Consider the following 26,304-nt stretch of genomic DNA (forward strand, 5'->3'; position numbering starts at 1 on the left):
CGCATGCCCCGGCGCAGCGCGCCATCGGGCCCGACTCGCCGCGCGTCGACACCGTCGACGTGACGTCCCGTCAGGCCACGTGTGAACACCTGCAAGGAGTTGGCTGAGCCATGCGCGTCGCCATCACCGGAGCCACCGGATTCCTCGGTCTCCATCTGCTCCGCGAATTGCTGGACCGCCACCGTACGATCACCGTCCTGTCCCCCGCCGGCTCGCGCGGCGCCCTCGACCGGATCCGGGCCTTTCTGGAAGTCACCGCCGCTCCCGACGAGTTGGTGCGGCGACTCCCCGAGCGGCTGCGGATCGTCGAGACCGATCCGACCTTGCCGCGACTGGGCCTGGCCGGGCCCGAGTTCACCTCGCTGGCCGACTCGATCGATGTGATCTGGCACTGCGCGGGCGACCGCCGACCCGACGCCACGATGGCCGAGTTGTGGCCCGACACGGTTGAAGGCACCCGCCACCTGCTCCAGTTGGCCGAGGCGGGTCGGCGGCGTCCGCGCGTGTTGCACATCGGCACCGCCTATGTCGCGGGCGCCCGTCGCGAGGGCACGATCAAGGAGCAGCCGGCGGACGACTCGGCGGGGTTCGAGAACGACTACGAGCGGGCCCAGTACGAGGCGGAGACGCTGGTCCGGGACTGGGCGGCACGGCTGGGGCGTTCGGCGTTGATCCTGCGGCCGACCACGCTGGTCTCGGATCGTCCCGGGGTGCCGGCAAGCTCGCTGCGGCACGTGGTGGAGCGGGCCGAGGCGACCGGCGGGTGTGCGGCGTTCGGCTGGGCGGCTCGGCTGCCGGGGCGGCTGCGGCCGGTGTTGCGGTTGCCGGCTGCGCCGGACGGCCGGCTCAACTTCATGCCGGCGCACGAGGCGGCGCGGGTGATGACGCGGTTGGCCGATCTGACCGGCTCCGGCGGAGTGGACACCTACCACGTACGGCATCCGCACGACGTCCCGGTCGACGTGGTGCGCGAGGTGCTGGCCGAATTCCTGCCGGTGCGGCTGCGATTCGTCGCCGAGCCGCCCGTGAAGCCGAATGGCGTGGAACGGCTCGCGGAGGTGCACGCGGCGTGCACGCCGTATCTGACGCACCGTCGGGGCTATGACGACTCGGGGGTGCGGGCGTTGCTCGGCGAGCCGAGGTCGGCGACCGCGGTGGACCGGGACTACCTGGTGGACTGCGTCCGGCCCGGTCGCGGCGGGCGGCGCGACACGGCGTTGGAGCGGGCGTATCGCGATCCCGGTCGGGCCGGCCGGGCCGGATCGGTCGAACTCGGCGCCGTACTGCGCTTTCGCGGCCTGGCGCCGACCGTGGCGGACCTGCGTCAGGCGGTGGCGGCCCGGTTGTGGCGGGTACCGGTGCTGGCCTACCGCTCGGATGGCTCGTTTCGGCGGCGCGGGCCGGTGGACCCGGATCGGCATGTGCACGTGTATCCGGTCGGCCCGGGACGACTCGGCGCGGCGGTCGACGCGGCGTTGGCGGATCGGCTGCCCCGGGACCGTCCGGCGTGGGAGGCGCGGCTCGTGCACGGCTACGCGGGCGACGAGTGGGCGGTGGTGTTCAAGGCGCACCACGCGCTGCTCGACGACGCGTCGGTGGTCGAGGTGGCCCGGCGGCTGTTCGGGGTGGAGCCGATCGAGGCGGCGACGGTGACCGCGCTCGGGCCCGCGGTGCTCGGTGTCCGCGGCCACGCGCGCCGGCTGTCGCCGCCGTCCACCCGGCCGTTCGCGACCCGGGGGGCGACCGGCACGCGGCGGATGGCCTGGCTGGACCTGGACCCGGAACGCCTGCACGCGGCGTCGCGCCACCGTCGCGGGGTCGGCCCGGACGACGTCTTCCTGGCCGCGCTCGCGGGCGCGCTGCGCATGTGCCCCGGCGTACCGTGGCGGCGCGGAGTGCGGCCGGTCCGGGCGCTGGTGCCCTCCCCGTCCGGTGCGATGGGCGCCCCGGAGCCGGGCAATTCCGCCCGGCCGGCCCGGGTCCGTCTGCCGTGCGATCAGGCGGACCCGATCCGTCGCCTGCACCTGGTCGCCGAGGACAAGGCCCCGCCCGTCGACCGCTGGGGCTTTCGTACCGCCATGTCCCCCTGGCAGGTCGACCTGGCCGCCGGCTTCGTCCACGACTGGCCCCGGCACTCGTACGCCTTCCGCGGCTCCCCGGTGTTCGACGCGATCCCCCTCGGCGGAGTACCGCGCAGCGCCCCGATCGGCGTCTTCCTCGGTTCCTTCGACGGCACGATGCACATCACGGCCCTGGTCGACACGTGTCTCCCGGCCGGGTTGGCGGACGATCTGTGCGCGGCGTGGTCGGACTCCCTGGCCGAGCTTTCCCCATAGGCACCGCCCGCCGGTTCGATGGCACCGACCGGGTCGGTGCCATCGAACCCCGTGGCCCCGTCGTACCGCGCCGCAGCGCCGGGCTCGGCGCGGCTACCGCGGCGTAAAGGTCGCGAGCACTCCCCGCACGGCCGTCCCGTCCGGCCGGGTCCAGCCGGCGACCAGGCCGCCCGACGGCCCTTCCCCGGCCTCGACGGGTCGCAGGACCCGGTTCACCCGAACATCGAGCACACCGGCCGAGGCGCCGCCGTGCACCGTCACGCTCGGGTCCGGGGTGTCGCTCTCGCTCTGGTGTTGCGGCGTCGCCTCCCCGCGCAGGACCGCGTGCAACTGCCCCATCACCACCGGGTCCCGCACGCCGTCGTAGATCCACCGGGTACCGAGCACGCCATGCTCGGAGGTACCGATCAGCGCGTCGTCGGGGGCTCCGTCCCGCGCCGCGCCGCGATAGGCCAACGGCACGAGATACGCGGCCGATTCCGGGGCACCGGCGTCCACCACGATCATGAACTCGATCCCGACCTCGCCCTCCGGGTCGTCCAACCGGAATCCACCGGCCCGGAGCGGCGCCGGCGCCTCGGCCCCGCCGGCGTACCAACTCTGCCGGGGCAGCCAGTCGGCGAGCAGTTCCAGTTTTCCGGGCGTCATCGTGGTGTGGTGGATCGAGGCCATGCGTATTCCTCACACATCGGTTCGGTATCGAATCCGATCGAATCTATCCCGCCCCGCTACACCAGCAGCCGCCACACGTCCCGGTCGGCGGTGCTGCTCCAGACCGGGTCGCCGTGGCCGTAGTCGGGGATCACCGTGAAGGTCACCTTCGGATTGCCGCCGTCCCGGATCAGGTTCGCGCCTTGGGGGTGATCGCCGCGGCCCAGGGCGGTGTTGATCCAGGTGACCTCGGCGCCGATCGCCGACCAGTCGATGCGGTACACCGATTCCTCGCCCGCCCAGATCGCGGTGAGGTCGCGCAGCAGCGCGATCGGGATCAGACCGCCGCCGAAGCGGGCGGTGGCGTCGGCCCAGGTCGCGAGCGGGGTGTGGGTCAGGGCGTACCGGTCGTCGGACGGTGTCGCGCCGAAGGCGAAGGTGCCTGCGGCGAAGCCCTGTTCGTAGATCCAGTTGGTCGCCCCGGGCAGCTTGGCGGTGTGGACCAGGGCGAAGTGCGCGAGAGCGGCATGGGTGAACCGACTCGCCGGATCGACCGGACGAGGGACCGCGGAGGCGCCGTTCGGGTCGCCCACGGCACGCGCCAACAGGCCTTTCAGGCCCGGGTCGTTCGCGTACACCCCGCTCGCGAGTTGCGCGTCCAGCGCCGCCCTGGTCCGCGCGGCGCGGACGGCGAGGTCGCCCTCGTACGGGCCGGTCGTGTCCAGCACCATCACCCGGCGCGGCCCCGGCGCCCGATCCGCCGCCAGGTCGAGGGCGAGCGCGGCACCGGCGGAGTGGCCGAGCAGGTCGTACGGCACCCGCAGCGCAGCGTCGACCGCGTCGATCACCTTGCGGGCGTCCCGCTTGTGCGCGGCCAGGCCCCACTCGGCGGTGAGGTCGGCGGCGGTCGCGCCGTTCTCGCGTGGCGAGATGCCGACCACCAGGTAGCCGCGCGTGCGCAGGTGATGGGCGAGGTTGTGGGCGGTGGGTGTGAAGAAGTTCGACGCGAAGTCGAGGCCGCCGCCGGGAAGCAGATAGGCGACGCGCCGGGGCACGTGCCCGGTGTCCGCGACCACATCGACCACCAACGGCACGGCCGCGTCGCGCAGTTCGAGGGTGGTACGGATCCAGCCGGGCCCGTGTTCGCGGCCGCGCGCGACGAGTTCACCGCCCGAGTCGCCCAGCGCGCCCCCGATCCGCTCGACCGCGGATGCCGCCGGATCCCGCGTCCCCGCTCGCGCGCCGCCCGCCGTGCCCGCGCCGAGCAGCACCGGTGCCGCCAACGCCGCCAACACTGTTCTTCGCCGCATGTGGGTCCCCCGACTCCCGATTCGACCTGCCCGCCCGCACGCGGACCGGCCTTCAGCCTGCCGACCGCACCCGATCGCGGTCAACGACCGGGCACGGGACATCCGCCCGACGGGCCGGCATCATCGTCACCATGGAAAGACCTGGTGACGGATGGTTGACGATCACGGCGTATCGGAACCTGCGGGGCTGCCTCGGACCGGCGGCGGCCGTACGCGCTTGACTGCGTGAGCGCGGCATCGACTGGATGCCGTTCGCCGACGAGGAGATCTACATCGGGCTCCTGTGCGGAGTCGGCCCCGACGGTGGTTGGCAATGCTGGTACGACATCCGCGTGCCCCCCGAGGCGCTGCGCCGGCTCGGCCTGCATCCGGATCAGCCGTCCGCCGAGGTCACCGGTCCGTCGCCGCCGCGCTGGTGGCACGCGGCGGCCGAACGCCACGCCCGGGGGCACGGCGGCTGGTAGGGGGCATCCCGCGCCCGACCCGATCCGAGTGGACGCGGGCGGCCACACCGGGCCGGGTCGGGCGAGCCCGCCGGCCGGCTACCCGGGCTCGGGGCCGTCCTGCGTCCCCGCGAAGCGGGCCGCCGCGATCAGGTGGGGGTCGCCGGTACGGAGGGCGTCGGCGACCAGGGACATGGCCAGTGCCGGGTCGTGCCCGGTGATCCCGAGGTAGGGCAACGCGCGCAGTACGGCGCGGCGTTCGTGGGCGTCGCCGCGCCAGTACAGGGTGCGCAGGTGCGCGGACAGATCGTGGTGGGGCGTACGCGCCGCCAGTTCGGCCAGGGCCAGGACCCGGGCGGCGTCGTCGCAGGTCCAGCCGGGCAGGCCGATCAGCGGGGCCCGGCCGCAGGTGCGCCCGGCGGCGGCGAACACGGTGAAGTCGGCGAGGCTGGGCCAGTCCTGGCTGCCGGGTTTGGCGGAGGCGGTGAACGCGCTTCGCAGATCTGCGATCGGCGGGTGCGGCATGGGCGGATCCTCCCGAGGGCCGGTGGCGCGGGGTACGCACGTGTCCTGTGCAGTGCGTTCCCCATCCGGGAAGGTCCCCAATCGACAAACGCCGGGATCCCACGCCCACGATGTCACCGTGCCCACAACGGAGTTCCACCGCAGGTACCCGGCGGGGCCGCCGCAACCGCACGGGCGCCCCGCGCCGTCCCACGCCGCCCGCGAAACCGCGACCCCGCCCGTGGCGCCCGCCGTCGACACCGGCCGACCCGCTCCGTCCCGACGCGCCGCCCCGCTCCTCCCGACCGTCCCCCGCGCCTCTCCCTTTGTGCCCGCCGGAGCCGGCCCCCTTTCCGGGGGCGCGCGGGGGCGCACGGGGGTGGTGCAGTCTTGACCTTCAGCGGACCGTTCGTGGGCTGACGTGGGCGTTCGTGAGATCTACGGTTGCTTCATGGTCCGTGAACCGCTCGTCGAGGTCAGTGTCGTGATCGCCGCGCCCACCGAGGCCGTGTGGCATGCCCTCGTGGATCCGGACACGCGCGCCATGTGGTGGAGCTACCTCGACCTGGACGCACGGGTGAACGGCCGGCTCTCGGAGCGCTGGAGCGGGGCCGACGGCGAGGCGCGGTTGACCACCGGCCGGGTCGAGACGCTCGACCCCTGCCGACTGCTGCGCTTCACCTGGGCCGACGACGACTGGGCGGTGTCCACGACGGTGACCATCGAACTGACCAGGGCCCGCCCCGGCACCCAACTCCGGGTCCGCGAGACCGGCTGGAGCCGCCTGCCCGACGCGGCGAGCCTGGCCGCCGCCCACCGCGACGGCTGGGGTACGCACGTCGAGGACCTGCGCCGCTTCGCCGAGGCCACCGGCGGCCCCCGCTGAGCCCGCCGTCTCACCCCACCCGTACGTCCACGCTCCGCCCGTCGGGGTCGGTCAGCAGATGCCGCCCCCTCGGGAGCGGCGAGTCGACCAACACGAGCCCGAGCCGCAGATAGCCGGTCAACCGGTCCGGACGCGCCGGATACAGCTCCACCACGGTGCCGTCGTCGAGCGTCGCGGCGTAGTGCTCGGGACCGCTCCCGTGCCGCTCCCGGACCAGGACCAGGCCGAGCGACGCGTAGAACTCGCGGCACGCGTCGAGGCGCGACGTATAGACAACGATGAGGCCGAGCGACACGCCGGCGAGTCAATCACGATCGCGGCCCGCCCGGTAGCCGTGGCCCGCGCACCGGGCCGGGTCCTCCGTCCGAGGTACCCGGTCGCCGGGAGTCGACGCGAGGGCGGGCGGTAGGGTTGTCCCGCCGCTCGGACGACGAACGGCGGAGCGAGCCGTCTCCGGTTCGCGCCCTCGGTGCTGCCGAAGGCGCGGTCGGCCGGCTGCACCACCCTTGGGAGTCATCGTGTTGGACGCACTCGGCGCATTCGCCGAACTCACCCCTTTCCTCGCGGTCGCGGTCGGCTTCACGTTCGTGATCCGGGGCATCCTGCGCGCGGATCGGCGCGAGCGCGAGCACTACGCGAAGAAGGACGCCGAGACCCGCGCACACTCCTCCTGACCGTCCGGAGGGCTGTCGGGAGGACCGGTTGCGAGAACCGGCCGTAGGGGCCGCCGTGTCGGCCCACGCATCGGCCGCGTGTGCGCCCGCCGGATAATCCGCGCGCCGAACCGCCCTCCCGCGCTACGGTTTCGTCCGACCCCCGGTGCGCAGGTCGCGGATACTCCATGGAGCCCGCAAGGGCGGTGAAATGTACGGGGCCTCGAGTCCCGGTCTCCGCTGCCGCCTCGATCTCGGCGGGTCACCCACTCTTTCGGTATCCGCCCGAGGCCCGAGGCCGAAGCCGGCCGCAGCCGCCGGGTCACCCGACCCGGCGGCTGCGTTCGTCACGGCACCGGTCCGGGTCAGGCCGCCTTGGACCCGCCCCGCTCCTTGTCGATGAGCTCCTGGAAGTCCACCGTCGCGCTCGCCGGCGGCGGCGTCACGTCGACTTTGGTGCCCCAGTCCCGGTAGTCCACCGTGCTGCCCACCTCGCCGACCTTGGTCGGCGTGCTCACCGACTGCCGGACCGGGAGATCGGTCTTGGCGTCGATCCACACCTCGATGGTCGACGACGTGGCTCCGATGGCCTCGTTCGCCGCGCGCAGGCTCTCCAGGGTCTTGGCACTCAACCCGAGTGCCTCCGCGCCGAGTCGACTCGCCTTGGCCATGTCGACCGTGCCCTTGTAGTGCACGGTCGGCCGACCGGCCAGGTCCTCCCTGCCGACCTCGGCGATGTCGCCGGACCCCTTGAGCAACGACAGTTGACTGGTGGGATCCTGCTGGCCGAGGCCCTTGTTCATCAGTTCGCCCACCGCCGCGAGGGCGCCGGTCTTGTCCAGCGAACCCAGGGCGGTGAAGTCCATCTTGAGCCAGGACTTGCCGCCGGTGTCGGCGGCGAGCGCCGAGCCCATGTTCATGTACATCGCGGTCGGCGTCACCAGCGTCTCGATCTTCGCCGGCATGCCCGGGACGGCGCCCTGCGGCATCGCCATGGTCATCCGCAGCCCGCCCGCGTCACCGAACTTGATCGCGCCCTGCGCGTTCGAGCCCTTGCCGCCGGGCAACTTCTGCTGCACCGTGATCGCGACCGATTCGGTGCCGTGCACCTTGTCCACTGCGGCGAAGACCGCCGCCGCGGGGCCGGCGTAAGCCTTGTTTCCGCCCCCGCTCCCGCCCGAACCCTCCTCGCCCGGGCTTCGATCGCCGAAGCCCGACCCCGACCCGTTCCCGCATGCGGCGGTCACCAGCAGCAGCGCCACGCCGCCGATCGCCGTACCCAGCCCCCGTCGCAAACGCGGTCGTGCGCGTCCGGTCATGTCTTCATCCCCCTGATGATCGACTACACCGATCAACCTACCAACGTGTTCACCGGACGGTGCGGGAGAGGCGCCGGAGGTCACGGGCCGAGTGCCGGCGGACCGGCGCCCCCGTGGCGACCGGTGAACACCGCGGCCGGCCGTCGACCCCCTACCCCGGTATCACTCGCGGGTTGGCGCCGCGGTGTGATGCCCACCCGGCGGCCCGCCTCCTAGCGTGGAGTCCAGGGCGCCGACCGAGCGCCCGCCGGCAACGAACCGGTACACCCCGGCCCCGCCGAAGCCCTCGCGCCCGGCGCCCACCCCAAGGACCCGCCATGGCACCCACCGTCGTCCGCCCCGCCCCCGGCACCCGGCCCGCCTCGACCCCGACCCGGCCCCGCCGCCCGCTCCGCCGATTCGCCCCGGCCTCGGTGGCCGAGGCCGCCCGGCGCTCCGCGTACGCGTTCCTCGCGCTGCCGCTCGGCCTGATCGGCATCGTCCTGACGCTCGGCGGCCGTTCGTCCCGCGCCGCGCGCCTGCAACTCGCCGCGGCCCGCCGATTCCTGGACCCGCACACCGGTGGCGAGCACCACAGCGGTGCCACGACCGACCGGGGCGCCGCCGTCCCCGGCGCCGTCCGGGTGTTGCGGCACGCCGTCCTCGACACGGCGCTCGGTGTGCCCATGCCGGCCCTGGCCGCGTACGCCTACGGCAACACGATCCGCAACCTGACCTACCCGATCTGGTACGGCGACTCCGACTACCACGACGCGTGGGGCGGCCCCTCCCTGGCCGGGGTCTGGGCCGTGCACGCGGTCGGCGGCCTCGCCTTCTTCGCCGTCTGCCTGTGCCTGATCCAGGGCCTCACCAACCTGCGGGCAGCCGGCGCGCGTCGCACCTTCCGCACCGAAAGCCGGGCCTGAGCCCACCCGAACCGACGCCGATCCCCATCCGGCCACTTCCCGCGCCGACCCCCGGACGCCACCATGCACAACACCCTCGACGCCGACCCCGCCCCCGCCTCGTCCCACCGGCCGCCCCTTCCCGGCATACCATCACCAACCGTGAAGATCGTTCGGCCGGCGGCGATCCGGTCCGCGCTGCGCCAGGCGGTGTCGCCCTCCTCGGTGGCCCCGCTCGCGCCCACGCGCCGCACGGTGCGGGTGCTGACCCTGGCCGCCCTCGCGCTCACGGTCGTGGGGTGGCTCGACCTCCACCAGCACTACGACATGGGCGCCCCCGGAACCACGATCGCCGCGATCGCCCGCGCCGTCCCGGTCCTGCTGTGCCTGTACCGCCCGCTGCCGGCCTGGTGGTTGGCCCTGGCCGCGGCGATCGCCACCGCCGTACCCACCCACCCGGTGTCCTCCGCCGAGCCGTGGCCGTGGGCGGTGACGTCGGTGTTCTCCCTGGTCGTGGTGCTCACCGTGGTCGCCCTGCGCGCCCCGCGCCGCGTGCTCGTCGTGTTGTGGCTGGCCCTGCTCGCCTCGGGCACCCTGCTCGCCGCGACGCGCGGCCCGATCCGGGTCGAGGAACTGCTGCCGATCACGATCCTTTCCGCACTGGCCCCGCTCACCGCCGAGGCGATCGGCAGCCGGGGCGACGCGCAGCGCCGACTGGTCCTGGTCGAGGAGATCGGCCGGGCCGAACACGCCCGACGCGCCCTCTTGGAGGAACGCACCCGCATCGCCCGCGAGTTGCACGACGTGGTCGCCCACCACATGTCGGTGATCACCGTGCAGGCGGACAGCGCGCCCTACCGGATCGCCGACCTGCCGCCCGCCGCCGTCGACGAGTTCGGCACGATCGCCGCCGAGGCACGTCGCTCGCTCACCGAGATGCGCCGACTGCTGCACGTCCTGCGCCAGGACGCGGACACCGGCGCGGGAGCCGGCGGCCCCGGGGCGGAGCACAGCCCGCAACCCGGCCTGGCCGACCTGCCCGTACTGATCGAGACCGCACACCGCGCCGGCCTGGGCGCGCACCTGTCCATCGCGGACACCGTGCCCGCGCCGGACCGGGTCCCGGTGGGCGTACAACTGTCCGCGTACCGCCTGGTCCAGGAATCGCTGAGCAACGTGGTCCGGCACGCGCCCGGCGCCACGGTCCGGGTGAGCCTGTCCGGCGACCCCTCGGCACTGCGCATCGACGTCCGCAACTCCGCGCCCACGCACGGCGGTCGGCCCGTCGAACCCGCCTCCGCCGAGGCCGACCCGGACCGGGGGCCCGCCGCCGGCGGCCAGGGTCTGATCGGCATGCGCGAGCGAGTCGCCATGCTGGCCGGGGAGTTGCGTACCGAGGCGCTACCCGACGGCGGCTTCCACGTCGCCGCCGTGCTTCCCCTGCCGCCGGCCGACGCCGGCTCGGCCCCGTCGACCCCTGGAGTGGCATGACCACCGTATTGATCGCCGACGACCAGTCGATGATCCGCGCCGGCTTCGCCGCGTTGCTCGCGGCGCAGCCGGACCTGGAGGTGGTCGGCGAGGCGGCCGACGGACGTGAGGCGATCCGGCTGACCCGCGAGACGCGGCCCGACGTGGTGTTGATGGACGTACGCATGCCGGTCCTGGACGGCCTGGCCGCGACTCGCGAACTCCTGGGCGCGCCGGGCGAGTCCGGCCCGCTGCCGAGGGTGCTCATGCTGACCACGTTCGACATCGACGACTACGTGTACGAGGCGCTGCGCGCGGGCGCCAGCGGCTTCCTGCTCAAGGACGCGTCCCCGGCCGACCTGATCGCGGCGGTGCGCATCGTCGCGGCCGGCGACGCGCTCCTCGCGCCCTCGATCACCCGTCGGCTGATCGAGGACTTCGCCCGCAACCGCCCGATCACCCGGCCGAGTTCGACGCGCCTGGGCAAGCTCACCCCGCGCGAGACCGAGGTGCTGGGGCTGGTCGCGCAGGGGCGTTCCAACGGTGAGATCGCGGCCCATCTCTTTCTCGCCGAGCAGACCGTGAAGACCCACGTCAGCCGCATCCTCGACAAACTGGACCTCCGCGACCGGGCCCAGGCCGTCGTCTTCGCCTACGAGAGCGGCCTGATCGCCCCGGGCGGCACGGGCCTGTCCCGCCCGCCGCAGCCGGGGTAGCCGCCCGTCCCACTCCCGGCCCGGACGGGGACGGCGACCCGAGGCGCCGCGTGTCGACCCCGGGCGCCGTTCGCTCGCCCGGGGTCGACCCCGCCTCCGGCTCCGGCACCTACTCCGACCGCGGCTCCAGGTCCCGAAGCTCCGGGCGCTCCAGTCGCTGCGGGTCGGCGAGGATGTTGATCTCGACGATCCTGTCGCCCACGATGGTGAAGTCCATGACCCCCATCGGCCGGCCGTTCGGCGCGGTGAACAACCCCGGGGAGCCGTTGACCAGCACCGGCCGCGCGTACTGCGCCATCCGGGCGAAGGAGAGCGCCTGGGCGACCACCGCACGGGCGCCGCGCACGAGTTGCGACACCCCGAGCGCGCCGTCCCCGGTGTCGGCGCGCAGCAGTACGTCGGGGTCGAGCAGATCCAGCAGGGCTTGGAAGTCGCCGCCGCGCGACGCCGCGAGGAACGCGTCCACCACCCGGCGCTGGCGCGGCAGATCGGGCTTGGGCGCCGTGCCCTGAACCCGACGGCGGGCCCGGCTGGCGAGCTGGCGCGTCGCGGCGGTGGACTTGTCCACGATCGGGGCGATGTCGTCGAACGGCATCGCGAACATGTCGTGCAGCACGAACGCGAGCCGCTCGGCCGGCGGCAACGTGTCCAGGACCACGAGCATGGCCAACCCGACCGAGTCGGCCAGCACGGCCGACTCCTCGGGGTCGGCGCCGTCCACATCGGTCACGATCGGGTCCGGGACGTGCGTGTCCCACTCGTCCTCGCGCCGGGACTTGCGCGAGCGCAACATGTCGAGGCACACCCGGCCGACCACCGTGGTCAGCCAACCCGCAAGGTTCTCCACGCCGGAGATGTCGGAACGATCCAGCCGCAGCCACGCCTCCTGCACGGCGTCCTCGGCCTCGCTGAGCGAACCGAGCATGCGATAGGCCACCGCCCGCAGATGCGCCCGGTTCTCCTCGAACCGCTCGGTCACCAATCCCTGCTCCGGAATCATCCGCTTTCTCCCGTCCGGTTCCACCGCCATCACGATCACCGATTTCCAGACGATATGACACCAGCCCCCACGTCCCGAACAGCCCTCCCAACTCCCCGCGAATGCCTCGTCGGCCCCGCCTCCGAGCCGGGCGCGCCGATGCGCGGACGACGGTACGCCCGCCGCCGGAGGCCGGTCCGCGCAAACGGGACCACGAAGAACACCAGACCACGAAGAACACGGGACCACGAGAGAACGGGACCACGGGGACTACAGAGCCACGAGGGCCGTCCGGGCCGGGTGCCGCACCCGAAGGCCGAATCCGCCCGCTTCAGCCGATCCACACCAGGTTGATCACGCTCACCATCACCCGGTTCTCCTGCACGATGTACGTCGCGAACCCGTGCGTGGCGAACGCCGCCTCCAGGGTGTCGCGCAGCCCGCCGCTCATCCGCGCCCCCACGGTCCACGGGTCGTGCCGCAGCCGCCGCTCCAACTCCACCCAGGCCCGCCGCGCGGCGGCCGGGAGCGTACGCCGGATCGCCTCCGCCTCGACGTGGTACTCCACGCCGTAGCTCACCCCCGCACCCGCAACCACCGGCCGCCGGGGTGGATCGCGCGGCCGACGGCACCCGGATCTGCGGAAACGCTCATACACCCAAGCGTCGCACCACCCACACGGTCGCCCACCCGAGACCGGGAATCCCGTGCGGGACGCCTCCGCGCCGCCGCGAAAAATGGATGTCGCGCACCCACCCCGCACGCCTAGGCTTCGAACGCGAAGCAACGCACCTCCCGGTGCGCAGACGAGCGGCTACTTCCTCTCCAGAAGTGGGACCTGGTCCCACCGCCGCGCGTCATCTCGATCTCGGGAGGATCAACGTCGGGGTGCCCGGTGCGCAGACCGGGAATTCTTCCTTCGAATGGGGTGGTCCCGGGTTCGAATCCCGGTCGCCGGTCAGCCGGTGGTAGCTCAGCGGTAGAGCACCTTGAAAGCCCGGTCGCCTCGATCTCGGGCACCTCGACGTTGTCGCCTCCCCCACATTCCACGGGGGATCACCATGTCTCGATTCAACCTGCCCCGAGTCCGCTCGGCCGCCGTCTCGCCGGTGCGCGGCACGGGCTCGAAGACCGTCACCCACGAGGGCGGCACCGGTTACACCCGCGACGCGCGCAGTGAGTTGTTCCTGCTCGCGGTGGCGAACTTCGTCGGCACCGACACGTTCTACGAGAGCGGCGGCACCCGCGACGACCGGTTCACCCAGCTCGTCCACGAACTGGCGGTGTACGACGGCGAATGGCTGCTCGGCCTGCTCACCTGGCTGCGCCGGGACGCGAACATGCGCACCGCCGCCATCGTCGGCGCCGCCGAAATGACGCGCGCCCGGCTGGAGTTCGGGCTGCCGGGCCTGTCCCGCCGGGCGGTGGACGCGGTGTTGCGCCGCGCCGACGAGCCCGGCGAGCTGCTGGGTTATTGGACCTCGCGGTACGGCCGGGCCATTCCCAAGCCGATCAAGCGCGGCATCGAGGACGCCGTGCGCCGGCTGTACACCTCGCACGCGCTGCTCAAGTACGACACCGCGAGCAAGGGCTACCGCTTCGCCGACGTGCTCAACCTGACCCACCCGCGTCCGGCGGCCGACAAGCCGTGGCAGGGCGCGCTGTTCGGCTACGCGCTCGACCGCCGGCACCACCCCGACACGGCGACCCCGCCGGCGTCGGATCCGGTGCTCACCGCGCGCGCCGAGCTGATGGCCGTGCCCGCCGCCGAGCGCGCGGCGCTGCTGCGCACGCCCGACGCGGCCGAGCGGCTGCGCGCCGCCGGCATCACCTGGGAGGCGCTGGCGGGTTGGCTGCGGGGGCCGATGGACGCGGCCGCGTGGTCGGCGGTGATTCCGTCGATGGGCTACATGGCGCTGCTGCGCAACCTGCGCAACTTCGACGAGGCCGGTGTCGACGACGTCCTCGCCGCGCAGGTCGCGGCTCGGCTGGCGGACCCCGAAGAGGTCGCGCGTTCGCGGCAGTTGCCGTTCCGGTTCCTGTCCGCGCATCGCGCCGCGCCGTCGCTGCGCTGGGCGTACGCGCTGGAGCAGGCGCTCGGTCACGCGCTGGCGAACGTCCCGAAGCTGCCCGGGCAGACGCTGATCCTGGTGGACACCAGTTCCAGCATGGAGTCGGGCTTCTCCCGGGACGGCACGCTGATGCGCTGGGACGCGGCGGCCCTGTTCGGCATCGCGCTCGGTCAGCGCTGCGGGTACGCCGACGTGGTGTCCTTCTCGAGCACCCGGCGGTATTGGGAGGACAAGCCCGGCGCACACACGAAGACCTATCCGATGCGTCGCGGCGAGTCGTTGCTGCGCTCGCTGGAGCGTTGGAAGCAGGACGGCTACTTCCTGGGCGGCGGCACCGACACCGCCCTGGCGCTGCGTCGGGAGTATCGGGCGCACGACCGGGTGCTGATCGTCACCGACGAGCAGGCCGGGCCCGACACCCGCGAGGTGACCGAGTCCATCCCGGAGAACATTCCGCTGTACACCTGGAATCTGGCCGGCTACCAGGCCGGGCACACCCCGTCGGGCAGCCGCAACCGGCATACCTTCGGCGGCCTGACCGACGCCGCGTTCACGATGATCCCGCTCCTGGAGGCGGGCCGGGACGCACGGTGGCCGTGGGAGGCGACGGCCGGCACCGCGGCCTGAGTGGTGCCGGGCGCCGCACGACGCGTCGCCCGGCACGACCCGATCCGGTACCGTCCGAATCGATCCCCGAAACGTCCGCGCGCCCGCCCCCGGGCGCGCGGCGTGCGTTCACGCGCGCAACTGCTCGCACGCCCGGCGCAGTTGCTCCAGCTCCCGACGCGGGAAGGGGCGTTTCCAGTCCGCGAACCACCCGTCCTCGCCACGATCGGCGTCCACCCGGTCGAAGCCGCGCAGCACGCAGCGGGCCAGCGCCTCGATCGGGTGCCGCGCCTCCCACAGCACCGAGCCCGGCCGCGAGCGCCGCGACGTGTCCGGGTACTGGACGATCCGGATCTCGACCGCGTCGCCGTCCGGACTCAGGTGCCACACACAGCCGTTCGGCTCGGCCTCGAACCTCACCTTGTGGTCGCCCGATTCGCCGAGTGCGAGCCGGGTCACCGCGCCGATCAACTCCTCGGGCGCGGGGGTGACGTACGAGACGAGCATCTGCGCCTCCGCATCCGCGTCCGCGATGACGCAGTCGGCCCAACCGGCACCCGACAGGGTCCACGTGAACGACAGCGATGCCTTCATTCCGGACATGTTGCCGGCCACCGCGGGATCGGCGCACGAATCGCCCGTATCCGCCCCGCGCCATCGGTCTCGCCGCGGATCCGTACGTCGAGCACCGCCGCCGCGCCCACCCGCGCGTCCCGCACCGCTTCGGCCCGCGCCGCCGCGTAGTACAGCCCGGACGCCGCGTCGCCGGGCCCACCCGGCCCCACCGCGGCCGGCCCGGCGGCCAACGGGCCCGGATCGCGCGGGACCCGGTACCGAACCGTCCACACCACCGCGGCCCCCGGCCCGATCGGCGCGCCCGGCTCCGGCTCGGTGACCGCGACCCGCTCCGTGTCGAACACCCGGATCCGGAAGCGCTCGGCCCACCGGCCCCGATTGCGCACCAATAGTCGTGCCTCGACCACCTCCCCGGGCCGAGCCGCCACTCGCGCGCGCTCGAACCCGACCTGCACGGCGACCCCCGGATCGCCCACCCGCTGGCCGGCCAGGTCGGCTCCGCACAGCGGCCCTTCGCAATAACCGTGACGCTCGTCCGGAACCTCGGTCCCGCACAGTCGGCAGTGCCCCGTTGCACTCATCGCTGCCCCCGAAAAGTCGATCCCCCCGTCCGCAGAGACGGCCGACCGACCATCCCCGTTCCGTGTCCACCCCCGGATAAGGGAAGGCCCTCGTTCCCTCACCCGTTCCCGCACGGTTCCGGGCCCGTTCCCCGCCGGTTCCCTTCCCGCCCGCCGGGCCCTTCCCGCTCGCCCTTCCCCGCTTCCTCTCCCTTCCACCTGATCGCAACCTGCACTAACGTGCCGCCACGCCCGCCCCGCACGACAACGGAGTCCCCATGGCAACCCCCCTCAGCGGCGCCAAGATCGTCGTCACCGGCGTCACCGGCCAGGTCGCCGAACCCGTCGCCAAGATCCTCGCGCGCGACAACGAGGTCTACGGCGCCGCCCGTTTCCAGGACGACGAGGCCCGAGCGCGCCTGGAGGCCGCGGGCGTCACCTGCGTACGGATCGACCTGGCCGCCGGCGACGTCGCCGCCCTGCCCGCCGACGCCGACTACGTGGTCAACTTCGCGGTGGCCAAGAACGGTGACTGGAATCTGGACCTGGACGCGAACGCCGGCGGCGTACTGTCGCTGATGGAGCATCACCGGGCGGCCCGCGCCTTCCTGCACTGCTCGTCCACCGCCGTCTACCAGCCCGCCGGCCACAAGGAGTTGGCCGAGCACGCGGCGCTCGGCGACAACCACCGGGTCTGGTCGTTCCTGGAGACGTACAGCATCTGCAAGATCGCCGCCGAAGGGGCCGCGCGCTGGGGCGCGCGCCGATTCGCGCTGCCGACCACGATCGCGCGCCTGTCCGTGCCGTACGGGGACAACGGCGGCTGGCCCGGCATCCACCTGGAGATGATGCTCGGCGGCGTGCCGATCGACGTGCACTCGAACACGCCCAGCATCTACCACCCGATCCACGTCGACGACATCGCCGGCACCCTGCCCGCGCTGTTCGCGGCGGCCAAGCCCGAGGTCACCACCGTCAACTGGGGCGGCAGCGATCCGGTGAGCATCGAGGAATGGTGCGGCTATCTCGCCGAACTCACCGGCGTGAAACCCGAGTTCAATGCCACGAGCGAGACGATCGACTCGGTCACCCTCGACCTGACCGCGATGCACACGATCACCGGCCGCACCACCGTGCACTGGAAGGACGGGATGCGCCGAATGGTCGAGGCACTGCACCCGGAACTGCTCGCGTAGCGCCCGGCGGTTCCCGCCGCCGAGGGTTCACACGAGGATCGGATGCTCGCTGACGGGCCCGAGTACCCGAAAGCCCGACTTCCGGTACACGGGCTCGCCTTCCGCCGACGCCTGGAGCACCACGACCGAGTGTCCCTCCGCTACCGCCGTGTCGAGCGCGGCCCGGGTCAGCGCCGCGCCGTAGCCGCGCCGGCGCTCGGCGGCCACGGTCGCGATGTTGTACACACCCGCGACGCCGGCGTGTAGGAACACCTCGGCGGTGGCCACCGGACGGTCGTCCACGTAGCCCACCAGGTAGCGCGCGGCGGAGACAAGGGCCGCGTCGGCGGTCAGTTCGGCGAAGCGCACCACGTCCGGGACGGCCGGCGTCCACAACGACGCGAGCACCGCCGCATGGTCCAGCAACCCCGTACGCGTGCGCACCGCTTCGATCCGCAGCCCCGCCGGCCGCTCCGCCGCGCCGGGCTCGCTCGGAGACGGTTCCGCCCACATCGCCACCTCGCGCTCGCCGACCGGCAGCCCGTACGCGGGCAACCGCTCGGCCAGGTCCACCGGCCGCGACCCCTGGGTGACCCACCACGAGAACGGCCGCCCGGTCGCGGCGACCCGGCGGACCGTACGTTCGACCACCGCCCCCACCGTCTCGGCGCTCGCGCGCGTGCCCGCGACGATGTTGTACGTGTCGTGCCCCAGGCCACTGTCCGCGACGACCACCTCGTCGTCCTCGAACACGCGCATCCCCGGGGTCACCCGGTGCAGGTGGCACGCGTGCTCGGCGAGATTGCGGTCCATGGCTTCGATGTGCGCGCGCATGCGAGCATTCTCGCCGCTGTCACGCGCGAGGTGATCCGATGCCCGCTATTCATCCGCGGTCGGTTCACATTGTCCGCTGCACAGGAGACCATGGAGTGCAACTGCCTCATGGCGGCTGCCCGATGGCAACCGCCCTACAGGCAGGTAGGGAGGAGCACCATGGACGGACTCGTCGTACTCGCCGTGTCCGCGTGTCTGCTCGGCCTGACCGTGCTCCTGGTGGTGCGCTCGCTCGGCCGACGCGACATCGGCACCGCACCCCCGGATCTGCTGCGCGAGAACGCACTCGCCGACCTCGAAGAGGCCGAGTGGACACCGAGGGACGAACAACCCCGGCGGACCGACACCGCCGGCGCTCCGGACCCGCGCACCTGCCGGTGATCGCGGGCCCCGGCGCCACGACCCGCTACGGCATCTCCGGTGTCTCCGGTACCTCCGGACCCGGAGGTGTCTCGGGTGGGGTCTTCGCCCGCCCGGTCGGGGCGTTCGGCGGCGGCTCCGCGTCGGCGGCCACCACCTGGGCGCGGGCCCGGTCGATCCGCCGATGCCAGCGCGCCACCCCGGGATCGTGCTCCGGATCGACGGACCGGGACAGCGCCACCCCGTAGCCCAGTTGCGCGCGCTGGAGCCGACTGCGCGCCCGGGCCGCCTTGCGCCCGTGCTCGCGCCGGGCCGCCTCCACCGCGTCCTTCCGGGTCCTGTTCGACGCGAGCGCGGCCAACTCGCGCAGCGGCAGCAGTTCCGGCTCGTTACCCACCGCGCGGGCGAACCGCCGGAACTCCTGCCGGGCCGCGAGCCGGTAGACGTAGCTCGCGACGGCCAGCACGACCAGTCCGTTGAGCACGATCTGCACGATGGTCAGATACCAGTCGGTGCGCCGCAACACGATCTCCGCCAGCGGCGAGTTGTTCACGAAGTGCAGGCTCCAGGCGACCACGTACAGCGCGATCGCGGCGGCCAGTCGCACCGGCAGCGGCCGACGCACGCCGACCAGCACGTACGCCACGCCCGCGCCGGTCATCGCGGTGAACGCCGCGTGGCTCCACAACCCGTTGACGACGGCCCGGACGAAGAAGCTGGCCACGACGCCGCCGGTCCAGATCTCGCCGGACTGGATCGCCGCGTTCAGCCCGTACAGGATGTTCTCCACGACCTGGAAGCCCAGGCCGACCAGCGCGCCGATCACGAAGCCGTCGAGCACGCTCTCGAAGACCCGGCGATTGATCAGGATGAGCGTCACCACGCCGAGCAGTTTCAGCGTCTCCTCGACGATCGGCGCGGAGATCGAGGCGCCCCAGTCGGTGGAGAACTCCGGATCGAGCTTGGCCAGATAGCTGAGCAGGTTGTCGTTGGCCACCAGGGCGAACCCGGTCGCCACCAGGCCGCCCCACAACACCGCCGCCACGCAGAACGACAGCGGCTCGCGCTCGAACAGGTCGAGGTGGGTGATCACCGCGAGCGCCGGGATCAGCCACAGCGTGTTGATTCCCACGCTCAATACCAGCGCACCCGACGGAGCCGCCGAGGACAGCCGGACGAAGTTGGGCACCACACTCGCCGCGCCGAGCGCGAGCACGATCGGGTAGAGCCAGAACGCCGCCCGCGCGGGCCGCACGATGCCGCCCGCGTCCCGGCGACCGCGACGATCGGTCAGCGGAGCCACACTCACGACGCGACCACCTCCACCGAGTCGAGCATGGTCACCACGTCGTCGGCGATCGCGGCGGTCAGCGGTGCGGTGTGCCGGGCGGTGAGCGACACAGCCAGCCCCTGGCCGCCGGCGACCAGGACGGTCAGCGTGCCGGCCGCGGTGTGTCCGGTGATCGGCGCGACCACGCCGGTGAGGCCGCGCGCGGTGGTCACCGCGGCGGGGTCGCCGCCGACCCGCCCGCGACCGGTCGCCGCGTAACGGCGCGCCGCCGCCCGGAACGCGCCCGCCGCCGAGGACTGCCGGCCCAGCGGGGTCAGCCGATACGTGGTCGCCCCCTTGACCAGCACGCTGACCAGATCGGCCTGGGACGCGCCCCGGTCGACCTGCCAGCCGAGCGCGGGCTGGTACCGGAACGTGCCCAGCGTGATCACCTGCCCGGCCCGCACCGGCGCGGCGCCGACCACGGAGCGGTTGAGCAGGTAGGGGACCGCGATCAGGATCACCATCACGACGGCGACGACAAGCGTCCCCCGCAGCCCGTGCGGCCCCCGCGTCAGGCGCGACCACAACCCGGAATCCGGTTTCGCGGAGTTCGACGAGTTCGCGGAGTCGGACGAGTCGGACGAGTTGGACGAGGGGGGTCGCGGGACCGGTGCTGTGACGGACAAGCGCGGCTCCTGTCGGTGGGAAACCTGCGGGGGCAGGGTCTGCGCCGGTACCCGCGCGAGTTCGGAAAGTCACTCCGCCATCGGCCGAACGAGTGATCCGGTCACGGTGAAATTACGAAAACGTTGTTTACGTCCCGCCGATTGATGGACGGCTGTTACAGAGCAGCCCGATCACCGTTTCGCCGCCCGGTTAAGGTCGTTTTTGTCAACAGCACCCCCTGACGTCTGCCGGAGCTCTTCCCTTGAACCCCCTTTCCGCACGCCGTCCTCGCGCGACGGCGCTGCTCGGCGCCGTACTGCTCGCGGTGACCGCGGTCGCGTGCGGCTCCTCGTCCGGCGACTCCACGGTCGACCACGCCAAGAGCACGGCCACGCCCCGGCAGTCCGGCGGGCAGTCCTCCGGCGCGCCCGCGAAGCCCCCCGCCCCCGGCAAGGTCGTCATGCCGGCCGGGCCCACGACGAACTTCACCACGGCGACGACCACGCCGGTCGGGCCGATCATGATGACGAGCTACACCGGCCCCAAGTCGGGCGTCACCGGCAAGGTGTGGGTGTGGCTGCCGCCGGAGTACAACGACCCGGCCTTCGCCAAGCACGGCTTCCCGGTCCTGACGCTCTACGCGGGCGGACAGAGCAACGGCTACAACACCTGGACCGACAACCAGCTGCCGATCCAACAGATGGCGGTAACCGCGACGAAGGCGGGCAAGACCCACCCCTTCATCATGGTGATGCCGGTGCAGAACCTGGAAAAGGACGAGAAGCGCAGCCTGGAGTGCAGCGACATCCCGGGGCAGCCGAAGATGGGCACGTGGATGTCGCAGGACATCCCCGACCTGGTCAAGGCCAACTTCCGCACCCTGCGCGACCCGGCGGGCTGGGGTCTGATGGGCGCCTCCACGGGCGCGTTCTGCAGTGTGAAGCTCGCGCTCCGCCATCCTGAGCAGTTCAAGGTCGCGGTGCCGATCGACGGCTACTTCAACCCCGACAGCCCGCTGTGGAAGGGCCACGAGGCGGAGCGGCTGGCCAACAGTCCCGATCACATGATCGCGGAAGGCAAGGCGAACATCGACGTGCTCGCGACCGCGGGGGGTGGGGACGCGGCCGAGGTACGCCTGGTCAAGGCCTTCGTCGCCAAGGCGGCGCCGCCCGTTCGCATCGAGTACTACGAGCAGCCCGCCGGCAGGCATCTCACTTCGCACTTCAAGAAGATGATTCCCGACCTGCTCGGCTGGCTCGGCCGGCACATGTCCCCACCCACCGCCGACTGACCGTGTCCGGATCGTCGCTGAATCACCCTGGAAGACGACAGTGAGTCTGACCGGTACCCCCTTCTACATAACGACCATCGTGCTGGCGATAGCGGCCGTGGTGCTGGCGCTGTTCGCGTGGAACCACATCCCCGGTCCCAAGCCGGTCAAGGTCATCGCTCGGCTGTTCATGCTGGTCACCTGCCAGTTCACGGCCATCCTGATGGTCTTCGTCATGGTCAACAACGCGAACAGCCTCTACGACACGTGGGACGACTTCCTCGGCACGGGCGGCAGCCACGTGGTCGAGGCCCGCGAGCCCGCCCCGCCGCCGGCGCCCGAGCAGAAGCTGCTCACCAAGTTCGATCCGGCCGGTGACGGCAAGATGGGCGAGGGCGTCCAGGAGACCACCCTCAAGGGCCCGCAGTCGGGGGTCGAGGCCGAGGTCTACGTGTGGCTGCCGCCGCAGTACAAGGACCCGGCGTTCGCGGACAAGAAGTTCCCGGTCGTGGAACTGCTGCCCGGCTACCCGGGTTCGGCCAAGGCCTGGTTCGGCACACTGGACGTCAACAAGCAGCTCAAGGGCATGATGGCCAAGGGCGAGGTGGCCCCGTTCATCCTGGTCTCGCCGCGCACCAAACTGCTCGCGGGCCAAGAGGACACCGGCTGCGCGGACGTCCCGGGCAAGGCCAACGCCGACACCTGGATCTCGGGCGACGTGCGGCGCATGGTGATCGACAACTTCCGCGCCGAGTCCGACCCCAAGCACTGGGCGATCGCGGGCTACTCGGCCGGCGCCCACTGCGCCACCCGGATGGCCCTCCTCCACCCGGACCGCTACGGCGCCGGAGTCAGCCTGTCCGGCTACAACGACCCCAAGGGCGAGTCCGACTCGGTAACGTCGAAAGACCCGGCCCTACGCGTCTCCTCCAACCCTTTGACCATCCTCAAAAACGCCCAACAACCCCCGAAGGTCGCCCTCTACATGGCCGGCGAAAAGGGCGACGGCCTAGGCGACGCCCAAGCCCTCAAGGCGATCGCCAAGCCCCCCACAGCCATCACAGTCGCCGAAATCTCCGGCGGCGGCCACGGCACCGACGTCTGGCGCCGAATGGTCCCCGACGTCTTCCGCTGGCTCACCAAAACCCTGGTCTGACCAACCCCGTAGAATCAGCCCGGCCGGCGCTTGAGGCCACCCAGCCCGGCCGGCGCTTGAGGCCACCCAGCCCGGCCGGCGCTTGAGGCCACCCAGCCCGGCCGGCGCTTGAGGCCACCCAGCCCGGCCGGCGCTTGAGGCCACCCAGCCCGGCCGGCGCTTGAGGCCACCCAGCCCGGCCGGCGCTTGAGGCCACCCAGCCCGGCCGGCGCTTGAGGCCACCCAGCCCGGCCGGCGCTTGAGGCCACCCAGCCCGGCCGGCGCTTGAGGCCACCCAGCCCGGCCGGCGCTTGAGGCCACCCAGCCCGGCCGGCGCTTGAGGCCACCCAGCCCGGCCGGCGCATGAGGCCAAGCGTCATACCTCGCGTACGTGGACCCCCGCCCCCTCCGCCAGGAGCGAGTGCAGGGCCAGAAACACCTTCCGCGCCTCCACCGCGTTCCAGTCCGCCGGCAACAACTCCGCCGGCAACCCCGGGTCGAGATACGGCAACCGCCGCCACTGGGTGAGCATCGGCACATAGGCCCGAAACGCCTCCCCCGGCGAAATCACCGCCCGCCCCCCAAGCTCCGCCGCAACCGGCCCATACGCATCCGTGAACAGCGCGTACTGCTCCTCGATCGCCTCGAAGTCCCACCACTCCCCCACGGCCTCGCCAAGCCGCACCGCGCTGGCCGCATCCCCCGTGAACAGGTGTACGTAGTCCGCCAGTTCGACCCGCTCCAGCGTCCGCCGAGCGTCCTCCAACAAGCGCGCCGGCGCGATCCACACCCCCGGCGACACATTGCCGAACCCCAGCCACGTCAACCGCGACCGCAACTGGTGCCGATGCGCCCGCTCCGACTCCGGCACCGAGAAGATCGCCAGCACCCACCCGTCCGAGAGCCGCGCCGGCTCCAGATTGCCGAAGATCCGCCGATCCCCCTCGTCGAAGATCGACTCCATCTCCGCACTCAGCCGATAGCCGGTCCCCTCCCGCCGCTCCTGGATGAGCGTGCCGCGCTTCTTCAGCCGCGAGATCGCCGACCGCACCGCCGGTGCGTCCACGCCGAGTTCGCCCATCAGCACGATCAGGTCGGCGATCGAGATCCACCCGCCGAGCCCGCGCACGAACGCGCCGTACACGGTGTTGATCAGGGAGCTGGGCCGGGCCGAGGTCTCCGCCATGGTCGCCTTCCTCGCGGAGTCTGGTTCGGCGGTGATCCTATCCGGGCGCGGGCCCCGCCCCGGCGACCGGCGTAACCTCGGCCGCGCGCCGCCGCAGCTCCCCGCGCCGCAGCTTGCCGGTGTTCGTACGCGGCAACTCGTCCACGAACTCGATCAGACGCGGGTACTTGTACGGCGCCATCGTCTGCTTCACGAACCCCTGCAACGCCCGCGCCGTCGCCTCGTCCGGACTCACCCCCGGGCGCAGCACCACATACGCCTTGACCACCAGCCCCCGCCGCACATCCGGCGCCCCGACCACCCCGCACTCCACGACGTCCGGATGCGCGGCGAGCACCGCCTCGACCTCGGGACCGGCGATGTTGTACCCGGAGGAGACGATCATGTCGTCACTCCGCGCCTGGTACCAGAAATAACCATCCCCATCCCGTACATACGTATCACCGGTGATGTTCCACCCGTCACACACATAGTCGGCCTGCCGAGCGTCATCGAGATAGCGACACCCCGTCGGCCCCTTCACCGCCAGCCGTCCCGGCGTCCCGTCCGGCACCGGCGAGCCGTCCGGCCCGAGCACCGCGGCCCGAAAACCCGGTACCGGCAGCCCGGTCGCCCCCGGCCGGATCGTGTCGTCGGCCGCCGAGACGAACACGTGCAGCAGTTCGGTGGCGCCGATCCCGTCGATGATCCGCGTCCCGATCGCGTCGTGGTACGCCTGCCAGACCCCGACCGGCAACGCCTCCCCCGCCGACACGCACCGCCGCACGCCCGCCAGCAGATCGACGAGCCCGGCGTCGAGGATGGCCCGATATGCGGTGGGCGCGGTGAACAGTACGGTGACGCGCCGCTCGGCCACCACGACCGCCAACTCCTCCGGCGTCGCCCGCTCCAGGAGCAGCGTGGCCGCGCCCGCCCGCAGCGGGAACACCACCAGCCCGCCGAGCCCGAAGGTGAAGCCCAGCGGCGGCGTCCCGGTGAACAGGTCGGTCCGCTCGGGCCGCAGCACATACGCGGAGAACGTGTCGGCGATCGCCAATACGTCGCGATGGAAGTGCATCGTCGCCTTGGGCCGTCCGGTCGTCCCGGACGTGAAGGCGATCAGCGCCACGTCGTCGCACGCGGTGTCGACCGCCTCGAACACGGTGCTCTTCGCGGCGCAGCGCGCGGCCAGCGTGCCCTCGCCCGCCCCGCCGTAGTCGACCACGCGCAGGCCGGGGGTGTCGGCGGTCTCCAGTTCGGCGGTGAAGCGGTGGTCGCACAGGGCGACGACGGGTCGGGCGATCCGGTGGATGGTGCCGAGTTCGTGCGCGCGCAGCAGCGGCATGGTGGTCACCACGACCGCGCCGGCCTTCAACGCACCGAACCAACTCGCGACCAGCCAGGGGTTGTTGGGGCCGCGCAGGAGGATTCGATGGCCGGGCAGCACGCCCAGGTCCTCGGTCAGCACGTGCGCGATCTGGTTCGCGCGGGTGAGCAGGTCGCCGTACGTCCAGGTCTCCGTCCCGGTGACCAGGCACCGCCGCTCGGCCCCGTGTTGCGCGATGGTGTCGTCGAGCAGGGCCACGGCGCAGTTGAGCCGGTCGGGGTAGCGCACCTCCGGCACATCGAAGACCAGTTCGGGCCACTGCTCGACGGGCGGAAGCCGGTCCCGGCAGAACGTGTCGACATGCGCGGAGGGACGGAGCTGCATGAGGGCACCTCATCCTGTTGTCATCGTGACGACAGTCAACGGTACGCGACACCAGCACGGCAGGACATCCCCGCGGCGCACCCACCCTCCACACCGCTCAGCCGACTCTGCCCGCCGCCGCACCCCCCCGATGGTCCGACCATCGGCCCCGCCCTCAAGCCGACGACCCCCCGTTCACCACGAGCACCGTGCCGCGGCCGATCGCACAGACCGTCTCGGTGCCATCCTCCGCGCACATGATCAGGGTGCAGTCGCACACCGCCTGCCGCCGCCCGGCGTGCACGACGTGCGCCTCGGCCCGCAACATCACCCCCTGCGCCGGCCGCAGGTACTGGACCTGGACACTGCCCGTCAGCACCGCCGCGCCCAGCGTGCTGCCCGCGGCGAACGTGATCGTGTTGTCCGCCGCGTACGCGAGCACGCCGCCGTGCACATACCCGTTCTGCTGCCGGAGTTCGTCCCGCACGTCGACCTCGAGGACGGCCCGTCCGGCGCCGAACGCGGTGATCCGGGCACCGACGAGCCGGCTGAACGGCTGGGCCGCGAGCACGGCTTCGGCGAAGTCGAGCCCGAGGGAGCCGGCCGGCGGGCCGTCGGGGGTGTCGGTCATGGCGCTACCACCGTTCGTTCGGGAACCGGATGCCCAACCATCGATACCAGAGTCGGCCCGCCCGCCCACCGGATGCGCTTCGTCACACGGCACCACGATGGCGAAGTTGGACAGCTTCCCTTACCGTAGGCCCCCGTTTC

General features: G+C 72.4%; 27 protein-coding genes. 12 read left to right on the forward strand and 15 right to left on the reverse strand.

The genetic code is table 11. The features are described from left to right. The first annotated feature begins 110 nt into the window (after window positions 1-110). Window positions 111-2,336 carry an SDR family oxidoreductase gene (locus tag B4N89_RS03240; protein ID WP_078974358.1) on the forward strand — a complete coding sequence of 742 codons (2,226 nt, stop codon included), beginning with the start codon at window positions 111-113 and terminating at the stop codon, window positions 2,334-2,336. A gap of 93 nt (window positions 2,337-2,429) precedes the next feature. Here B4N89_RS03240 and B4N89_RS03245 read toward each other — a convergent pair whose 3' ends face one another. After that, window positions 2,430-3,008 (reverse strand): maltokinase N-terminal cap-like domain-containing protein, encoded by a 579-nt coding sequence (locus tag B4N89_RS03245; protein ID WP_078974359.1) that lies wholly within the window; start codon window positions 3,006-3,008, stop codon window positions 2,430-2,432. 56 nt (window positions 3,009-3,064) lie between these two features. After that, the gene (locus tag B4N89_RS03250) at window positions 3,065-4,297 is read right to left on the reverse strand and encodes a hypothetical protein (protein ID WP_143657812.1); all 1,233 of its coding nucleotides are present in this window, start codon (window positions 4,295-4,297) and stop codon (window positions 3,065-3,067) included. Window positions 4,298-4,542: 245 nt separating this feature from the next. On the opposite strand from B4N89_RS03250, the gene B4N89_RS03255 reads away from it, so the two are divergent. Then, a complete protein-coding gene (locus B4N89_RS03255) occupies window positions 4,543-4,761 on the forward strand; it encodes a hypothetical protein (RefSeq protein WP_078974361.1) in 219 nt (72 codons plus the stop codon). Window positions 4,762-4,839: 78 nt separating this feature from the next. Here B4N89_RS03255 and B4N89_RS03260 read toward each other — a convergent pair whose 3' ends face one another. Continuing rightward, a complete protein-coding gene (locus tag B4N89_RS03260) occupies window positions 4,840-5,265 on the reverse strand; it encodes an EboA domain-containing protein (RefSeq protein WP_078974362.1) in 426 nt (141 codons plus the stop codon). Window positions 5,266-5,695: 430 nt separating this feature from the next. On the opposite strand from B4N89_RS03260, the gene B4N89_RS03265 reads away from it, so the two are divergent. Further along, window positions 5,696-6,130 (forward strand): SRPBCC family protein, encoded by a 435-nt coding sequence (locus tag B4N89_RS03265; RefSeq protein ID WP_143657813.1) that lies wholly within the window; start codon window positions 5,696-5,698, stop codon window positions 6,128-6,130. A 10-nt stretch (window positions 6,131-6,140) separates the two neighbouring features. Here the strand turns inward: B4N89_RS03265 and B4N89_RS03270 are convergent, their stop codons facing one another. Further along, window positions 6,141-6,425 carry a guanosine polyphosphate pyrophosphohydrolase gene (locus B4N89_RS03270; RefSeq protein ID WP_078974364.1) on the reverse strand — a complete coding sequence of 95 codons (285 nt, stop codon included), beginning with the start codon at window positions 6,423-6,425 and terminating at the stop codon, window positions 6,141-6,143. Between the two features lie 223 nt (window positions 6,426-6,648). Between B4N89_RS03270 and B4N89_RS49590 the strand changes: the two genes are divergently transcribed. After that, window positions 6,649-6,804 (forward strand): hypothetical protein, encoded by a 156-nt coding sequence (locus B4N89_RS49590; protein WP_160161830.1) that lies wholly within the window; start codon window positions 6,649-6,651, stop codon window positions 6,802-6,804. 344 nt (window positions 6,805-7,148) lie between these two features. Here the strand turns inward: B4N89_RS49590 and B4N89_RS03275 are convergent, their stop codons facing one another. Then, window positions 7,149-8,102, reverse strand: coding sequence for a hypothetical protein (locus B4N89_RS03275; RefSeq protein ID WP_078974365.1), 954 nt, complete (start codon window positions 8,100-8,102; stop codon window positions 7,149-7,151). 317 nt (window positions 8,103-8,419) lie between these two features. Here B4N89_RS03275 and B4N89_RS03280 point away from each other — a divergent pair, with 317 nt between their 5' ends. The 3 genes from B4N89_RS03280 to B4N89_RS03290 all read left to right on the forward strand — a co-directional run bounded on the left by B4N89_RS03280 (window position 8,420) and on the right by B4N89_RS03290 (window position 11,172). Further along, window positions 8,420-9,007 (forward strand): hypothetical protein, encoded by a 588-nt coding sequence (locus B4N89_RS03280; protein WP_078974366.1) that lies wholly within the window; start codon window positions 8,420-8,422, stop codon window positions 9,005-9,007. Between the two features lie 141 nt (window positions 9,008-9,148). Continuing rightward, window positions 9,149-10,477, forward strand: coding sequence for a sensor histidine kinase (locus B4N89_RS03285; protein ID WP_101896982.1), 1,329 nt, complete (start codon window positions 9,149-9,151; stop codon window positions 10,475-10,477). Then, the gene (locus B4N89_RS03290; protein WP_078979077.1) at window positions 10,474-11,172 is read left to right on the forward strand and encodes a response regulator; all 699 of its coding nucleotides are present in this window, start codon (window positions 10,474-10,476) and stop codon (window positions 11,170-11,172) included. The genes B4N89_RS03285 and B4N89_RS03290 overlap by 4 nt, the downstream gene beginning before the upstream one ends. Window positions 11,173-11,281: 109 nt before the next feature. On the opposite strand, the gene sigJ is transcribed toward B4N89_RS03290, so the two are convergent. Beyond that, the gene (gene sigJ, locus B4N89_RS03295; protein WP_078979078.1) at window positions 11,282-12,172 is read right to left on the reverse strand and encodes an RNA polymerase sigma factor SigJ; all 891 of its coding nucleotides are present in this window, start codon (window positions 12,170-12,172) and stop codon (window positions 11,282-11,284) included. 310 nt (window positions 12,173-12,482) lie between these two features. Continuing rightward, a complete protein-coding gene (locus B4N89_RS03300; protein WP_078974368.1) occupies window positions 12,483-12,731 on the reverse strand; it encodes a hypothetical protein in 249 nt (82 codons plus the stop codon). A 481-nt stretch (window positions 12,732-13,212) separates the two neighbouring features. Between B4N89_RS03300 and B4N89_RS03305 the strand changes: the two genes are divergently transcribed. Next, on the forward strand, window positions 13,213-14,850 hold the full coding sequence (locus tag B4N89_RS03305) for a TROVE domain-containing protein (RefSeq protein WP_078974369.1): 1,638 nt from the start codon (window positions 13,213-13,215) through the stop codon (window positions 14,848-14,850). Between the two features lie 108 nt (window positions 14,851-14,958). Here B4N89_RS03305 and B4N89_RS03310 read toward each other — a convergent pair whose 3' ends face one another. After that, entirely contained in the window at window positions 14,959-15,423 is a 465-nt protein-coding gene (locus B4N89_RS03310; protein WP_078974370.1) for a hypothetical protein, read from the reverse strand. Next, window positions 15,420-15,986, reverse strand: a complete 567-nt coding sequence (locus B4N89_RS03315; RefSeq protein WP_143657814.1) for a hypothetical protein — start codon at window positions 15,984-15,986, stop codon at window positions 15,420-15,422. Before B4N89_RS03315 ends, B4N89_RS03310 begins: the two co-directional genes overlap by 4 nt. Before the next feature lie 257 nt (window positions 15,987-16,243). Here B4N89_RS03315 and B4N89_RS03320 point away from each other — a divergent pair, with 257 nt between their 5' ends. Beyond that, entirely contained in the window at window positions 16,244-17,161 is a 918-nt protein-coding gene (locus tag B4N89_RS03320; protein WP_078974372.1) for an NAD-dependent epimerase/dehydratase family protein, read from the forward strand. Window positions 17,162-17,188: 27 nt separating this feature from the next. Here B4N89_RS03320 and B4N89_RS03325 read toward each other — a convergent pair whose 3' ends face one another. Further along, window positions 17,189-17,974 carry a GNAT family N-acetyltransferase gene (locus B4N89_RS03325; protein WP_235618446.1) on the reverse strand — a complete coding sequence of 262 codons (786 nt, stop codon included), beginning with the start codon at window positions 17,972-17,974 and terminating at the stop codon, window positions 17,189-17,191. Window positions 17,975-18,133: 159 nt separating this feature from the next. On the opposite strand from B4N89_RS03325, the gene B4N89_RS03330 reads away from it, so the two are divergent. Beyond that, on the forward strand, window positions 18,134-18,355 hold the full coding sequence (locus B4N89_RS03330; RefSeq protein ID WP_078974373.1) for a hypothetical protein: 222 nt from the start codon (window positions 18,134-18,136) through the stop codon (window positions 18,353-18,355). A gap of 25 nt (window positions 18,356-18,380) precedes the next feature. On the opposite strand, the gene B4N89_RS49595 is transcribed toward B4N89_RS03330, so the two are convergent. Further along, window positions 18,381-19,643, reverse strand: a complete 1,263-nt coding sequence (locus tag B4N89_RS49595) for a PrsW family intramembrane metalloprotease (protein WP_078974374.1) — start codon at window positions 19,641-19,643, stop codon at window positions 18,381-18,383. Further along, window positions 19,640-20,134 (reverse strand): hypothetical protein, encoded by a 495-nt coding sequence (locus B4N89_RS49600; protein WP_161500605.1) that lies wholly within the window; start codon window positions 20,132-20,134, stop codon window positions 19,640-19,642. The genes B4N89_RS49595 and B4N89_RS49600 overlap by 4 nt, the downstream gene beginning before the upstream one ends. Before the next feature lie 401 nt (window positions 20,135-20,535). Here B4N89_RS49600 and B4N89_RS03345 point away from each other — a divergent pair, with 401 nt between their 5' ends. Both B4N89_RS03345 and B4N89_RS03350 read left to right on the forward strand, forming a co-directional pair. Next, window positions 20,536-21,564 carry an alpha/beta hydrolase gene (locus B4N89_RS03345; protein WP_235618447.1) on the forward strand — a complete coding sequence of 343 codons (1,029 nt, stop codon included), beginning with the start codon at window positions 20,536-20,538 and terminating at the stop codon, window positions 21,562-21,564. Between the two features lie 40 nt (window positions 21,565-21,604). Continuing rightward, window positions 21,605-22,699, forward strand: coding sequence for an alpha/beta hydrolase (locus B4N89_RS03350; protein WP_201260776.1), 1,095 nt, complete (start codon window positions 21,605-21,607; stop codon window positions 22,697-22,699). Window positions 22,700-23,054: 355 nt separating this feature from the next. On the opposite strand, the gene B4N89_RS03355 is transcribed toward B4N89_RS03350, so the two are convergent. The 3 genes from B4N89_RS03355 to B4N89_RS03365 all read right to left on the reverse strand — a co-directional run bounded on the left by B4N89_RS03355 (window position 23,055) and on the right by B4N89_RS03365 (window position 26,164). Further along, on the reverse strand, window positions 23,055-23,864 hold the full coding sequence (locus B4N89_RS03355; RefSeq protein WP_078974376.1) for a PaaX family transcriptional regulator C-terminal domain-containing protein: 810 nt from the start codon (window positions 23,862-23,864) through the stop codon (window positions 23,055-23,057). Between the two features lie 37 nt (window positions 23,865-23,901). Next, window positions 23,902-25,554, reverse strand: a complete 1,653-nt coding sequence (locus B4N89_RS03360; protein ID WP_078974377.1) for an AMP-binding protein — start codon at window positions 25,552-25,554, stop codon at window positions 23,902-23,904. Window positions 25,555-25,708: 154 nt separating this feature from the next. Continuing rightward, window positions 25,709-26,164, reverse strand: coding sequence for a PaaI family thioesterase (locus tag B4N89_RS03365; protein ID WP_078974378.1), 456 nt, complete (start codon window positions 26,162-26,164; stop codon window positions 25,709-25,711). Window positions 26,165-26,304: the final 140 nt, after the last annotated feature.

It is taken from the genome of Embleya scabrispora, assembly GCF_002024165.1.
Classification (GTDB): Bacteria; Actinomycetota; Actinomycetes; order Streptomycetales; family Streptomycetaceae; genus Embleya; species Embleya scabrispora_A.

Excerpts from the sequence above, each read along its gene's own strand:
- B4N89_RS03330 (WP_078974373.1), top strand. The coding sequence starts at position 18,134 with ATGGACGGACTCGTCGTACTCGCCGTGTCCGCGTGTCTGCTCGGCCTG.
- B4N89_RS03280 (WP_078974366.1), top strand. The coding sequence starts at position 8,420 with ATGGCACCCACCGTCGTCCGCCCCGCCCCCGGCACCCGGCCCGCCTCG.
- B4N89_RS03260 (WP_078974362.1), bottom strand. The coding sequence starts at position 5,265 with ATGCCGCACCCGCCGATCGCAGATCTGCGAAGCGCGTTCACCGCCTCC.
- B4N89_RS03265 (WP_143657813.1), top strand. The coding sequence starts at position 5,696 with ATGGTCCGTGAACCGCTCGTCGAGGTCAGTGTCGTGATCGCCGCGCCC.
- B4N89_RS03365 (WP_078974378.1), bottom strand. The coding sequence starts at position 26,164 with ATGACCGACACCCCCGACGGCCCGCCGGCCGGCTCCCTCGGGCTCGAC.
- B4N89_RS03325 (WP_235618446.1), bottom strand. The coding sequence starts at position 17,974 with ATGCGCGCGCACATCGAAGCCATGGACCGCAATCTCGCCGAGCACGCG.
- B4N89_RS03320 (WP_078974372.1), top strand. The coding sequence starts at position 16,244 with ATGGCAACCCCCCTCAGCGGCGCCAAGATCGTCGTCACCGGCGTCACC.
- B4N89_RS03315 (WP_143657814.1), bottom strand. The coding sequence starts at position 15,986 with ATGAGTGCAACGGGGCACTGCCGACTGTGCGGGACCGAGGTTCCGGAC.
- B4N89_RS03310 (WP_078974370.1), bottom strand. The coding sequence starts at position 15,423 with ATGAAGGCATCGCTGTCGTTCACGTGGACCCTGTCGGGTGCCGGTTGG.
- B4N89_RS03290 (WP_078979077.1), top strand. The coding sequence starts at position 10,474 with ATGACCACCGTATTGATCGCCGACGACCAGTCGATGATCCGCGCCGGC.
- B4N89_RS03255 (WP_078974361.1), top strand. The coding sequence starts at position 4,543 with ATGCCGTTCGCCGACGAGGAGATCTACATCGGGCTCCTGTGCGGAGTC.
- B4N89_RS03355 (WP_078974376.1), bottom strand. The coding sequence starts at position 23,864 with ATGGCGGAGACCTCGGCCCGGCCCAGCTCCCTGATCAACACCGTGTAC.
- B4N89_RS03360 (WP_078974377.1), bottom strand. The coding sequence starts at position 25,554 with ATGCAGCTCCGTCCCTCCGCGCATGTCGACACGTTCTGCCGGGACCGG.
- B4N89_RS03240 (WP_078974358.1), top strand. The coding sequence starts at position 111 with ATGCGCGTCGCCATCACCGGAGCCACCGGATTCCTCGGTCTCCATCTG.
- B4N89_RS03305 (WP_078974369.1), top strand. The coding sequence starts at position 13,213 with ATGTCTCGATTCAACCTGCCCCGAGTCCGCTCGGCCGCCGTCTCGCCG.
- B4N89_RS03245 (WP_078974359.1), bottom strand. The coding sequence starts at position 3,008 with ATGGCCTCGATCCACCACACCACGATGACGCCCGGAAAACTGGAACTG.
- sigJ (WP_078979078.1), bottom strand. The coding sequence starts at position 12,172 with ATGATTCCGGAGCAGGGATTGGTGACCGAGCGGTTCGAGGAGAACCGG.
- B4N89_RS03275 (WP_078974365.1), bottom strand. The coding sequence starts at position 8,102 with ATGACCGGACGCGCACGACCGCGTTTGCGACGGGGGCTGGGTACGGCG.
- B4N89_RS03250 (WP_143657812.1), bottom strand. The coding sequence starts at position 4,297 with ATGCGGCGAAGAACAGTGTTGGCGGCGTTGGCGGCACCGGTGCTGCTC.